The organism is Vallitalea maricola, assembly GCF_036985595.1.
Lineage (GTDB): Bacteria > Bacillota > Clostridia > Lachnospirales > Vallitaleaceae > Vallitalea > Vallitalea maricola.
The window spans coordinates 160,250-173,838 of record NZ_BTPU01000009.1; the positions used below are offsets into that span (position 1 = coordinate 160,250).

9 protein-coding genes are annotated in these 13,589 nt (G+C 30.1%); 4 read left to right on the forward strand and 5 right to left on the reverse strand.

The genetic code is table 11. The features are described 5' to 3' along the window. The first annotated feature begins 32 nt into the window (after window positions 1-32). Entirely contained in the window at window positions 33-1,595 is a 1,563-nt protein-coding gene (locus AACQ14_RS03780) for an amidohydrolase (protein ID WP_339362231.1), read from the forward strand. 225 nt (window positions 1,596-1,820) lie between these two features. Here AACQ14_RS03780 and pgmB read toward each other — a convergent pair whose 3' ends face one another. Continuing rightward, a complete protein-coding gene (gene pgmB / locus AACQ14_RS03785; protein ID WP_339362232.1) occupies window positions 1,821-2,474 on the reverse strand; it encodes a beta-phosphoglucomutase in 654 nt (217 codons plus the stop codon). A 606-nt stretch (window positions 2,475-3,080) separates the two neighbouring features. On the opposite strand from pgmB, the gene AACQ14_RS03790 reads away from it, so the two are divergent. Further along, window positions 3,081-4,409: a M28 family metallopeptidase gene (locus AACQ14_RS03790; RefSeq protein ID WP_339362233.1), complete on the forward strand. Its 1,329-nt coding sequence runs from the start codon at window positions 3,081-3,083 to the stop codon at window positions 4,407-4,409. A 242-nt stretch (window positions 4,410-4,651) separates the two neighbouring features. Continuing rightward, window positions 4,652-7,873, forward strand: coding sequence for an SNF2 helicase associated domain-containing protein (locus AACQ14_RS03795; protein ID WP_339362234.1), 3,222 nt, complete (start codon window positions 4,652-4,654; stop codon window positions 7,871-7,873). A 128-nt stretch (window positions 7,874-8,001) separates the two neighbouring features. Here the strand turns inward: AACQ14_RS03795 and splB are convergent, their stop codons facing one another. The 4 genes from splB to AACQ14_RS03815 all read right to left on the reverse strand — a co-directional run bounded on the left by splB (window position 8,002) and on the right by AACQ14_RS03815 (window position 12,924). Next, window positions 8,002-9,018, reverse strand: a complete 1,017-nt coding sequence (gene splB, locus AACQ14_RS03800) for a spore photoproduct lyase (RefSeq protein ID WP_339362235.1) — start codon at window positions 9,016-9,018, stop codon at window positions 8,002-8,004. An 11-nt stretch (window positions 9,019-9,029) separates the two neighbouring features. Beyond that, window positions 9,030-9,989 (reverse strand): UV DNA damage repair endonuclease UvsE, encoded by a 960-nt coding sequence (uvsE, locus tag AACQ14_RS03805; protein ID WP_339362236.1) that lies wholly within the window; start codon window positions 9,987-9,989, stop codon window positions 9,030-9,032. 672 nt (window positions 9,990-10,661) lie between these two features. Then, complete coding sequence (locus tag AACQ14_RS03810) at window positions 10,662-11,537, reverse strand: DUF3881 family protein (RefSeq protein WP_339362237.1); 876 nt, start codon at window positions 11,535-11,537, stop codon at window positions 10,662-10,664. A 109-nt stretch (window positions 11,538-11,646) separates the two neighbouring features. After that, window positions 11,647-12,924: an O-acetylhomoserine aminocarboxypropyltransferase/cysteine synthase family protein gene (locus AACQ14_RS03815; protein WP_339362238.1), complete on the reverse strand. Its 1,278-nt coding sequence runs from the start codon at window positions 12,922-12,924 to the stop codon at window positions 11,647-11,649. Window positions 12,925-13,212: 288 nt separating this feature from the next. Here AACQ14_RS03815 and AACQ14_RS03820 point away from each other — a divergent pair, with 288 nt between their 5' ends. Further along, window positions 13,213-13,569: a winged helix-turn-helix transcriptional regulator gene (locus tag AACQ14_RS03820; protein ID WP_339362239.1), complete on the forward strand. Its 357-nt coding sequence runs from the start codon at window positions 13,213-13,215 to the stop codon at window positions 13,567-13,569. Window positions 13,570-13,589: the final 20 nt, after the last annotated feature.

The following is a 13,589-nucleotide window of genomic DNA, read 5'->3' on the forward strand; positions in this document are numbered from 1 at the left end:
ATAAATCAATAAATTTTTGGATGGAGGTTATTATGAATAAAAAAAACTGTACAGCTGAGATTCTTTTGAAATCAACAAATATATTTACTGCTACATCAAATAGTCCATTTAGTGGCTATATAGCTATTAAAGGAAATAAAATTATTTCTATTGATTCTATTGATAAAAGTAATCAATGGATTGGAACTAATACAAAAGTTCTAGATTTGGATAGCAAAGTTGTTTGTCCCGGCTTTGTAGATGTACATACATTTTTTACTGGTTATGCTCTAAAAACCATTGGTGTAGATTTAAAAAATGCTTTAACTCCTGATGAAGCAATTCAAATTGTGAAAATCTATTCAGAAAATAAACCTTCAGGAACTACTATACTAGGTCACAATTGGAATAATAACTTATTTGCTAATCCTGGGAGTGCTATCCTTGATACCCTATTTTCTGATACACCAATTATTCTCTTTTCAAAAGATAATGAAACATGTTGGATGAACTCTATAGCAATAGAAAAATATAACTTTACTCCAAATACATGTTATCCCGAAGCATTTTGGCGATTAATACCAGAAATTCTTAAGGATAAGCCCTATATTATTCAAAAATTTAGGGAATATATGAAAATGTTAAACCAACGAGGAATTACATCTATAAAAGAAATGGGATTTGATGATTTCTATGGTTTTACAAATATTTTAGATGAAATGGAAAAATCCAATGAACTAACTTTACGAGTTTCATTTATGTCCCAACCTGTAGGTTCTGGAGTAAATATTCAAAATGGTATTTTAATGAGAGAACAGTTTAAAGGCGAATTTGTAAAATTCTCAGGTTACAACCGTATGACAGATGGCTCTATAGCTGTATGTTGTGGAGATTTAATTGAACCTTACAATTGTCTTCCCGGCGTAACCTGTGCACAAAAAATTGATTATGATATGATTGAAAAAGAAGTTTTAGAAGCTGATGAAAAAGGATTTCGTTTCTCACTTCATGCACAGGGAGACGGTGCCATTCGCAAAGTTATTGATATATATGATAAATGTCATAAAAAGAATGGAAAACTTACTAATCGCCATTCTATTACAGATTTGGAATTTTCAAATCCTATAGATTTAGAGCGTATGGGTCAATTAGGGATAACAGCAGAAATATATCCCCAAATTATGTCCCTAGGGTCAAAAAACAAAACCATACCTATGATTGAAAACAAAATCGGCAAGGAACGTGGTAGATACTATTGGAATAGACGTAAAATGATAGATAGTGGTATCAATGTTTCCTGCGGTACTGATTTACCTTTATTGATTCCTGATATTCCTGAATCAATTTATCATGCCTGTGGTGGTTTATTCCCAGAAGGTGATATATTTAATAAAGAAAATACTCTTACAATTAGTGAACTTTTAAAAGCTTGGACCATTGGAGGACAAATAAATCTAGGCAATGAAAATATTCTTGGTACTCTAGAAGAAAATAAACTTGCTGACATAACCGTTTTGGATACAGATATATTTAATACACCAATAGAAGATATGAGAAAAGCTAAAGTTTGTTTGACCATATCAAATGGTAATATAGTTTATAATAACTTAGATTAATAGAACAAAAGAGGCTATGCCTGGTCCACATAGGGGATTTGTCCGTTAGCAAAGTTTCCTTAGTACATATGAAAACGCTTCTATTACATATACCTAAAAAGTAGGACTTTGCTATAAGATAAAAAATAGAGGCAGACATATTAGTTAGTCTGCCTTCTATAATCACTTATTTTGTATTTAACAATACGTTAAACTCCAATTAATTAATATCAACTAGTATATTTCCTACATAATATCTTCAAGCTCTATATCTTTTGTATGTCCATAAACAATATCTGCTTTGTTAAGAATCTTGCTATCTCCTATACCAACTGCGAACATACCTGCTGATTTAATGGCTTCTATTCCTGCTTCAGCATCTTCAACACCTATACATTCTGATATATCTACTCCCAAATGTTCTGCTGCTTTTAGGAAAATATCTGGTGCTGGCTTACCTCTTTTAACTTCAGCTGGGTTGACAATATAATCAATATCTTCTTCAATTCCTAATAATCTTACTAAAGTAGGTGCATTCTTAGAAGCACTTCCTATGGCAATCTTGATGTTTCTCTTTTTAAGCTCAGCAAATAAGTCTTTTACTCCTTCAAAAAGGTTTTCCTTTGTGAACTTAAGTATCATTTCTTTATAATTTTCATTTTTTCTTGTTGCTAATTCTAGTTTTTCGTCCTCTGTAAAATCACTAGCTTTATTAGCATATTCAAGTATTCTTTCAAGAGATTCTATTCTTGAAACACCTTTTAATTTTTCGTTGAATTTTCTATCAATTTCTATTCCTATCTCGTTAGCAAGCTGTTTCCACGCTTGATAGTGTTGTTCACTTGTCTCAGTAATAACACCATCCATATCAAATATAAATAACTTGTATTTATTGTCCATTTAGTCAACCACCTTTACGTAAATTATATTTTTAATACTAGTACGCTTAACATTTAAAATTAGAACTCTGCTATAGTAGTGTAAAGTATACACTATATGTTCAAAACATTCAATATTGTATATTTAATACTTTTCCCCATCCATTCTTATACTCTACATAAAATACTTAATAACCACAATATAGATTACAATAATTGGTAGTAATTAATAATTATCTATAGACAATAGTTGATAAAATTATAGTATTACAAAAGTTAACCATATTTTTTATATAAAAATATACTATTATGTAGATTTATATGTTATAATGATATTTACAACAATTAACTATATATTTACTATCAATAACTTGCAACAATTTATCGAAATATAGGGCTTATACCCTATATTTTTCTACATAATTGTTTATCTTAAACAAATAGGACTTATTATAACTCTAGATTACTCTTATTATGTCTTATCATTATACTCATTATATCTACATGGCACATTCACTCCAATATACGTACTTATACTCATACTTAACTTTTAATAATCAGGACTTTATATCTTACTAACTATTAATAATAATTAAAATCAATTTTATGCAATGATAGGAGGATAAACATGAGAAAAAACATAACTGTTCCAGCAAAAATTATGACACTTGTTCTATTGACTTATCTAATAATACCTGCATTACAACCATCATTAGCTCATTCAAATTATCATGGTAAAAGCACGATTCGAGAAACTATAGAAACTCTTGCTTCTGAAGAATTCATGGGCAGACTTCCTGGAACCGAAGGTAATGAAAAAACTGTTGAATACATTACTGACTTCTATGAAGAAATAGGATTAGATACATATGATGAAGATTATTATCATGATACTATCCAAACAGTATTCAACCCTGATGAACAAACCGCTAATTTAGAGATTTCCTTTGCAGATGGTACTAGTAAAACCTACAAATATGGCGAAGACTATATAGATTATCCATCTCTCATAGCTACTAATATAAATACCACCATTACATTTGATAAGGAAGATAGCGATATCGAAAATAAGATTCTTGTAATAGATAAAAATGATACTACTTCAAGATGGGAAAGCAAAGCAAAAGCTATTTTTCAACAAGTTGACAGCATGTTTAGAATAACCAAATTATTTGCTGAGCCAACCAACTATATACAAGTATCTAACAAACTATATAATGATTTAAAAACTAAAGAGATTACTAATGTTAACTTACAGCTATCATATAATCCTAGAAAAGCCAATATTAAAAGTGTTATCGGTAAGATAAAAGGTGCTGATTCAACTAAAGCCGTAGTATTATCTGCACACTTGGATCATGTTGGTTGGGCAGGCGATACTATATTCTGCGGAGCAGTAGACAATGGTTCAGGAATAACAACTATTCTGGAATTAGCCAAAAGATTACAAGAACGTTCCGAGGAACAACCTTTTGAAACAGATATAATCATAGCTGCATTCAACGGTGAAGACTCTTTATTATCTTGTACCGAAGATTTTGTATTGGATATGATGAATAAATATGATGAATTCTATGATATCAATATTGACACTATAGGCAAAAGTGACGGTGGTCTAATCTGTATGAACGGTATGTTTGAGGAATCCAGCATAAATACCACACTAAAAAAATCACTATCCAATTTCTTTATGGATAACCGTTTTTATTTATTAGATAAAACTTATGGTGGAAGTGACCACATGTTGTTCAATAAATATAATATTGCAGGAATTACTCTAGGGCAAAAAGATGTATTTGGTGAAAATAATACCACTAAAATACATACCAAAGAAGATACCATAGATATAATTAATTACTTACAAATAGAACAAGTTACTGATATCTTATATGATTTCATAATAACCAATGATGGTACAATATATAAACCATTAGAAACCTTAAAAAAATCAGCATAACAACCTAAAATAATAAATTCTAATATAGAACAAGGAGATAGCTTACTAAATAATCTATTTCCTTGTTTTTCTATAAATATAAATAAAATTCATTTTAATTTCTTCTAATATTTATAAAATTAAGAAATACAGACTAAAATCCTTTTAACTGCAACACATTTTTGTTATAATAATAGATAACGCAAAATTACTCAATATGGACTAATATAACAATTGGAATTAGTTTTAAGTAGGTGAAATATATGATTCAATTTTCTCTTGATGATATACGCAGATTATGTAATGATAAGACTTTCATGAAGGGTGTAAAATATTACAATAAAGGTCATGTAGAGGATATAAACTTTTATACTGATTTCTTTGACATAAAAGTCAAGGGAACTGACTTATATAATGTTCTGCTGGAATTTGACCATAATAACGGTAAGCTCAATTATATGGAATGTAATTGTAAAGCATTCCAAAAATATTATGGTGCCTGTAAACATATAATAGCTGCTTTATTGACTATTTTATACAGGCAGGATGAATTCAATAAGAATTATATAAATAATTCCTATGACAATGTAATTGAAAATTTCTCGAAAGCTATGATAGGCAGGACAAGCAAGGCTATCAAAAAAACTCCTGTCAATATTGAAATCACCTTTTTTCCAATAAGCATCTATAATAACTATTATTCATCATCTTATAATCTAAGAATTGGAGATAAAAGACTATATACCCTCAAGAATTTTAATGAACTGTACAAAAAATATAAGACCGGTGGAAGTATAACATATGGAAAAGAATTTGTTTTTGACACTAATAATCATTACTTCAAAGATTGTGATGACAAGTTCATAAACACTATAGGTGACTATTATGAAACTGAAAAATTCATTAATAAAGATACAGGTTATAGAAGTAGTTTTACTGGTTATAAAAATAATATAGCCCTGCCTGAAACCTACATCAAAAAAACTCTATCCATATTGGAAAATAGAAATTTTAACATTAATTATAATGATATCATATATAGAAATTGCAAGATACTAAGTGATATAAATATGAAATTTGACGTAAAAAAATCCTCTAATATTATTGTCATCACTATAAAAAATAATCAAAACTTCTTTAGATTAACCAAAGAATGTAAATATGTTTTCTATGACAATAATGTTTATAAGTTATCATCAGAAAAACAGCAGCTATTTCATGTTATTGATAAAACCTTTAATAATAAAACCAAATCAATAGAACTGAGTATCAATTATAAACACAAATTCGTATCAACCATATTACCGGTCCTAAAAGAACTTGGAACAGTTCATATGGACTCAGAAATATCAGATAAACTATACTCAGGAGACTTTTCCTGTGAAATCTATCTGGACAAATATTTTGATACTGTAAAAGGTACTATCAACTTTAATTATGGTGGTTACAAGATAGGTATTATACCTGAACAAAAACCAGACATACCAAAAGATATAATATTAGTTCAAGATATCAAGAAGGAAGCAATCATATTATCACTTTTGAAAGAAGCTTCCTGTGTGAAATCAGAAGAAGACGATTTTTTTACTATAGAAGATGAAAGCAACTTATACGATTTCATCTATTACTATTTGCCCAAATTACAGCAATTGGCTACAATATACTACTCTGAGAATTTTAAAAACATTCATATCAGAGAAGAATACGACATGCAAGGTGGAATTAGATTAAGTGAAGAATCTAACATGTTGGAAATATCTTTCGGCATTGAGGGCATAGAACAAGATGAACTTGTTTCTATAATGAAATCCCTAAAAGAAAAGAAACGATATTACAAATTAAAAAATGGAGGTTTCCTGCCCCTAGAAAATCAAGAAGCAATAAATCTATCTACAGTTATTAATGGACTTAATCTATCTTCTAAAGATTTTAAAAATGAAATAATCAAGGTACCTAAATATAGAGCTTTCTATCTTGATACTCTGTTGAAAGAAAAAAACATTAGCATTTTTAATCGTAATGAAGGTTTTAATAAGCTGGTAAAAGATATAACAGAACCAATAGATATGGAATTCACTCCACCTAGTACCCTGGAAAAAATACTTAGGGATTATCAAAAATTTGGTTTCATGTGGCTGAAAACCTTAGCCTATTATGGTTTTGGGGGAATCCTTGCTGATGATATGGGACTTGGTAAAACTATACAATCAATTGCACTAATCAAATCAACTGAGAGCCAGAATCCTTCATTAGTTGTAGCCCCTACATCTCTGGTATACAACTGGGCAGATGAAATAAAGAAATTCGCACCAGATTTAAATGTTTTGATACTAACTGGAAATAGAAAAGATAGACATGAATATTTTAAAAAAATCAATGATAATGACGTTATTATAACCTCCTACGGATTATTAAAAAGAGATATAGAAGATTACACTGATTATTTATTCGAGTACTGTTTTATTGATGAAGCGCAACATATAAAGAATCCTAACTCATTGAATGCGAAAGCTGTAAAATTAATACCTTCAAAAGTTAGGTTTGCTCTGACAGGTACACCTATAGAAAACTCTTTAATGGAATTATGGTCAATATTTGATTTTATTTTACCTGGTTATCTATTGAGCAACAGGAAATTCACATCCAATTATGAACGACCAATCATTAAGAACAGTGATGAAGAAGCTCTCAACCAATTAAACAATCAGATAAAACCCTTTATCCTTAGACGACTAAAAACAGATGTATTGACTGAACTACCCCCTAAAATAGAAACGAAAATGTCTACAGATTTAACTGAAAACCAGAAAAAAATATATCTAGCATATTTAAAGAAAACTAAAAAAGAAATAGCCCAAGAAATTACTGACAAAGGTTTTAATAAAAGCAAAATGAAAATATTAGCAGCTCTCACAAGGCTAAGACAAATATGCTGCCACCCTTCTACATTCATAGAAGATTATAAGGGTGATAGCGGTAAATTGCAATTATTACTAGAGTTAGTGACCGATGCCGTAGAAAGCGGCCATAGAATACTTTTATTCTCTAGTTTTACAAGTATGCTTGGTATAATAAAAGATTCATTAGATAATCATGAAATCTCTAATTACTACTTAGATGGCTCAACTAAATCAGAAGAACGTAGAGATATGGTGAATGATTTTAATGATGGGGATACCAGCGTTTTCCTTATATCATTAAAAGCTGGTGGAACAGGACTTAACCTAACCGGAGCTGATATGGTTATCCATTATGATCCTTGGTGGAATCCAGCTGTAGAGGATCAAGCAACTGATAGGGCATATAGGATAGGGCAAGATAAATCTGTTCAAGTCTTCAAGTTGATAACCGCTGGAACAATAGAGGAACGTATATATCAATTACAGCAAAAGAAAAAATCAATGATTGATTCTATTATAAAACCAGGTGAAACAATGTTGACTAAGTTAAGTGAAGACGAGATAAAATCATTATTTGACTTATGATATGAATTACATCTGTTATCTTTAACCCAAAGGGCTTCCTCATTATACATGGCACTTATCCTCTATAAGCTAAACTTTTTAGAAGATAGGAATTAATGTAATATGAGAAAGCTCTTCATAAATAATTATCAAATTATATATTTAATCTCACTATCCGAGAAATATGTTCCTAACTGTTCCTTGAAGAAATCTTTCATCTCTGATAACTGTTCCTTATTATAAACATATTTACCGTAACCGAATTGACCGTATTTAAAAGCTCTTTCCTCATCGGTCATTGGTAATGAAGTCTCTGGAAATATCTCGTTAATCCTATTTTTGGCTTTAGTTGTATATCTATGGGATATTATCTCAAAGCTGATATTTTTATGTTTATCCACAGCTAACTTATTATTTAAATCTCTTATCAACATTTTATACTCTTCTTTCCACCCATCATATACAAATACAGGTGCAATTATGAAACCAATAGGATAGTCTGCATTCAATACCTTGTAAGCCGCTTCAATCCTGTTTCTCATACTAGGGGTTCTATGTTCATAACTATTGATGACTTTATCGGTATTGATACTGAACCTGACAGTTGTATGTCCATTATGCTTGGCACCTACTATATCTTCTACATTAGTGAATTTTGTAACGAAACGAAATCTTCCTAGTTCTTCTTGTGCAAAGAATTCTATGGTTTTATTAAGGGCATGTGTATAAGGCTCTACTGGTAGAGGGTCGGATGTTGCTGCGCCTTCAAATATTGTAATTTCTCCATTTCTTTCATTCATATATTTCTTAGCCCTGGCTAATATTTCATCTAGATTTACATATATTCTTGTATATGGTTTATCACCTAACTGAGTATTAAGATAACAATACTCACACTGTCCCATACAACCTGTTACAAGGGGTAATTGATAATGGGCAGAAGGTTTACAAGTCTGAAAGGATAGACTCTTCTTCACTCCAACTACAAGAGTATTTTTCCCATGACTATATTTTTCTACCTTGGTTGTACCTGGTATCCCTTTGGTTCTAGTAGTTTCCAACATAATAAGTTCAATATCCTTATCCAGAAATTCCTTATATAACTTCTCTCCCAAAGGATAATTCAAAGCATCCTTCTCTATTAAAACTCTCTTGGGTATGAACATACCTATCACCTCTACAATTCAAATGATGTTTTATCTATATAACTCCAGTCCTTTTTTAATTCTTTTATGTCTTCCATTAACTTAAACAAAGCAATTTCTTTTTTCTTGGATTCCAGCATTATATCAAAATCTCTATTTTGTACATTTCTTACTTGATCCACAAAATCTATGAATTCCTTTGCAAAAATATAATCCGAATGTTTTCTATCTAGTTCATTATCCCTGCCGCTAGAATAATGAATCTTAGGGAGCCATACATCATTATTCCAAGTATCAAAGATATCTCCTATATATTCATAAAGATTTTCTCCTTCATTATTACAGCGATAATGATGAGCATCCAAAACCATGGGTACTTTCAATTCATTACATAATTTGAGGACATCAATGATATTAAAAATCTTATCATCGTTTTCAATGATTATCTTATCAGTAACTATCTTTGGAAAATGTTTAAAATTAGTGATGAACCTATTGATAGACTCTTTTTTACCTCCCATAGAACTACCTACATGTATAATTATTTTTCCATTGGATAAACCTATATCCTCCAGTATCATTGCAAGAAAATATAGATTTGTTATTGTCTTTTCCACTATATCTTTATTGGTACTGTTAATTACATTGAATTGATCTGCATGTAGATCAACTCTCATATCATATTTCTTTATTAACTTACCTATATATTCAAAATCTATACTGAAAAATTTTCTATAATTCCAATCAACTACATCAGGATGTGTAGCCAAGGGTACTAAATTAGATGTTAAACGATAAAAATGAATGTCATTTTCTGCGTTATAATTTAATATTTTCTCAAGATCCTGTAAATTAGATAAAGTAACCTTTTTCAATTTATTGATTTTCTGCTCTGAGGTAAGGCTCTTGTAATGTCTATAAGTAACAACACTTGATGATGTAACTTTTTCTAAATCCAGCGCTAGAGAAACGTATCCTAATCTACACTTCATTTCATTATCCTCCTCATCTATACAATATTATTATCCTTATTAAATATTTTTTTTATACAAAATAGGCTTATTAATTATACAAAAAAATATCAATTGCTTAATATCTTTATTTTAAATTGCATACAAGTATTATGTTTGTTATTATTATATATGTTATATATTCTTTTATTATATACTGTTTGGAGGATATTCTATGAAAAAATTCTTATTGAATTTTGGTTTATTACGCATTATTTGCGCATTATCTGTACTAGGAATCCACAATTAGAATTAGAAAGTAAATCTGAACAAATACATCTATTAAGTAACCTATCATTCGACTTCTATCTCAGTCACATATTAATTATATCGTTAGTTACATCTTATACAAAGATCATCGGTTTTACATCATTATACAACGGGTTTTTAGGTATGGTTTTACTTTTCATTGTTACAGCCATAGCAACTTACTACTTTTGTCAATTAATGGTTATGATTCGAGCATTCCTTAACAGAAATAAAACTAAGAAAATTAGGCTATCTAATACTATTGAAGAAGACCATTTGTAAGTTTCGTAAAAAAAATTTTTATTGAAATAATAGATTATTACATAAAAAATAATGCCAACCGTTAATAAACGATTGGCACATTTATTTTTTATACTGTCTAATTGATAGATATTTTTATGTGTCTTAACTAAATTCTACATGTCCTTGTACATAACATATTCCTTTATATCTCATACCTATTGAAGGAATCCCAATCAAATCTTTTTTGTTGATACACACTTGTAATTTGAAGTTCAAACACATTACATCCATAATATATACTTCTTCCTTTGTAAGAGAATTAGTCTCAACACAAAAATCTTCTATTGTTCCTAATATTGAATACTCTGCATCATTAAGTCCATAGGGTATGAAATATCCTTCTAGTATAGTGAGCAGGTCTTCATGTTTTGTACGGACTTTAAAAAGTTCAGCTGACTGCTCTGCATCAATCTCCAATAATTGAATTGCTTCTTCGTCACCTTCTCTAGCCAATTCCAACAAATTGGCTCTCCATTGTTCTTCTTCCTGTTCAAGGTTCTTGTCCACTTCATCTTTATTGATAGGGAATATTACTGTGCCCTCAGTCGATAATGCAATTAATCTTATGTTTTCCACATATGCATCTTCGTCTTCATCAATATCTAAATAATCAACTACATTTTGAAGATAAAAAGTTATAGGATTTCCTGTTTTAATATCTTCAAAATATACATAATAATCATCTTTGCTATTATTTGTATATATTACATCAACTTCATCAATATCCATAGTTAAGTTACCTTTTTTATATGGAATAATAGAAAAAACCTTTAATTCTTCTTTTTCATCCAATTCGCCTCTAACTATTATACCTAATTCATCACTATATTCTTTTAAGAGCTCAACTTTTATCTTATCCTCACCATAGTTAGAAATATATTTCTCTGTAGGGTTATTTATTATCTGCTGTATTACATCTTTCATCTGTTTGGTTTCTTCGAGTTTCTTAAACCCAACTGCACTCAAATATTGCTCCATATTATTCACCACTCTTCTACATACTAAACTCATAATTTATAATTATATGTAGAATTATAGTAACATTACATATAGTAATTGTCTAGCTATAAATTTTATATAATGAAAATTATATTTGTTCTAGTGCATTAGCAAGGTCATTAATAATATCATCAATATTTTCTAGACCTACTGAAAATCTTACCAAATCAGGTTTAACACCTGAAGCAATCTGTTCTTCTTCCGATAATTGTCTATGAGTAGTGCTTGCTGGATGTAATACACAAGATCTGGCATCTGCTACATGGACAACCAATGCTATCAGATTCAAATTATCAATAAGTTTCTCTCCTGCTTCTGTTCCACCTTTTACACCAAAAGTTAAAACTCCACTGCAACCATCTGGTAAATACTTCTTGGCAAGATTGTGAGTTGGGTGACTTTCAAGCCCTGGATAAACAACCCATGCAATCTTATCATTTTCTTCTAACCATTTTGCTACTGCTAATGCATTCTGGCTGTGACGTTCCATTCTAAGAGGTAATGTCTCTAATCCTAAATTCATCAAGAAAGCATTAAATGGACTCATTGCTGCTCCAACATCTCTTAATAATTGAACTCTAGCTTTTGTAATATAAGCTGCCTCTTTGAAATCTCTTACATACACAACACCATGATAGCTTTCGTCTGGAGTTGTCATTTCTGGGAATTTACCATTAGCCCAATTGAATTTACCGCTATCAACAATCATACCACCTACACTTGTAGCATGTCCATCTGTGTATTTAGTACATGAATGAGTTACTATATCTGCTCCATGCTCAATAGGTCTGCATAAATATGGTGTTGGAAAAGTATTATCAACTATTAATGGAACATCATTGTCATGTGCCAATGCTGAAAATTTCTCAAAATCTAGAATGTTAAGACCTGGGTTACCAATAGTTTCAGCAAAAACACCTTTTGTATTAGGTTTTATGTAAGTCTTCAATTCATCTACACTAAGCTCTGGATTAACAAATGTAACTTCTATGCCGAATTTCTTAAGTGTTGTTTTTAGTAATGAAAAAGACCCACCATATAAAGTACTGGCTGCTAATAAGTGATCTCCTGCTGTACATATAGTCATAACAGCTATCATTGTAGCTGCTTGTCCTGATGAAGTTGCCATAGCACCAATGCCACCTTCAAGCATAGCCATCTTTTTCTCCAACGCCTCAACTGTTGGGTTACTGATTCTTGTATACATATGTCCTGCTGCCTCTAAATCAAATAATTTGGCTACTTCTTCGCAAGTATCATATTTATATGTGGTACTCTGATATATAGGTAAAACTCTTGGTTCAGAATTACCTGGAGCATATCCACCTTGCACAGCCGCTGTTTCTATTTTCCATTTTTTGTCCATTTTTTTGACCTCCCGTCTAAATATTGTTTATATTATAGAGTATATATTACAAAAATTCAATATATTAATTTACCAAAGTGCCTGTATATGATGATATTCTTCATAGTAATTTTTGGCACTCTAGTTATATAAGGATTTTTATACATATATGCTTCTATTTCACTAAAATAACTATGAAAATACTTTACATAGGATAATTTATACTATATTATAGAATAATTATAATATATTGCAAGTACGCACATTTTAATCAGTTACTTACCATTTTGAAAGTAAAGGTGATATTCAATGGCTAAACAATCATTAGAAAAATTTCCTAATCAAAGAAACAGGCAAAAAGATTTTACTTGTTCAATAGGTTTTACTATGACTGTAATAGGAAGTAAATGGAGAGCCATAATATTATGGCATATAATCAAGAAAGAACCCATTAGATATGGTCAGTTAAAAAATACCATACCAAATATAAGCCATAAAGTTCTATCATTGGAATTAAAGCAACTTGAAAGTGATGGGCTTATAGAACGTAAGGCTTATGCAACTATTCCTCCAAAAGTTGAATATATCCCAACAAAAAGAGGATTGTCATTAAAAGATATCCTTACTGAATTATGTAATTGGGGTAAAAAATACATGGAATCATAATAAAATAGACTCTGTTTTAG

Bases quoted from the DNA above. Each gene is read 5' to 3' on its own strand.
- splB (WP_339362235.1), bottom strand. From the start codon at position 9,018: ATGTTCATACCCAAGAGAGTTTTAATAGAGAAGGATGCTTTGAATTAT.
- uvsE (WP_339362236.1), bottom strand. From the start codon at position 9,989: ATGAAGTGTAGATTAGGATACGTTTCTCTAGCGCTGGATTTAGAAAAA.
- AACQ14_RS03820 (WP_339362239.1), top strand. From the start codon at position 13,213: ATGGCTAAACAATCATTAGAAAAATTTCCTAATCAAAGAAACAGGCAA.
- AACQ14_RS03815 (WP_339362238.1), bottom strand. From the start codon at position 12,924: ATGGACAAAAAATGGAAAATAGAAACAGCGGCTGTGCAAGGTGGATAT.
- AACQ14_RS03790 (WP_339362233.1), top strand. From the start codon at position 3,081: ATGAGAAAAAACATAACTGTTCCAGCAAAAATTATGACACTTGTTCTA.
- pgmB (WP_339362232.1), bottom strand. From the start codon at position 2,474: ATGGACAATAAATACAAGTTATTTATATTTGATATGGATGGTGTTATT.
- AACQ14_RS03780 (WP_339362231.1), top strand. From the start codon at position 33: ATGAATAAAAAAAACTGTACAGCTGAGATTCTTTTGAAATCAACAAAT.
- AACQ14_RS03795 (WP_339362234.1), top strand. From the start codon at position 4,652: ATGATTCAATTTTCTCTTGATGATATACGCAGATTATGTAATGATAAG.
- AACQ14_RS03810 (WP_339362237.1), bottom strand. From the start codon at position 11,537: ATGGAGCAATATTTGAGTGCAGTTGGGTTTAAGAAACTCGAAGAAACC.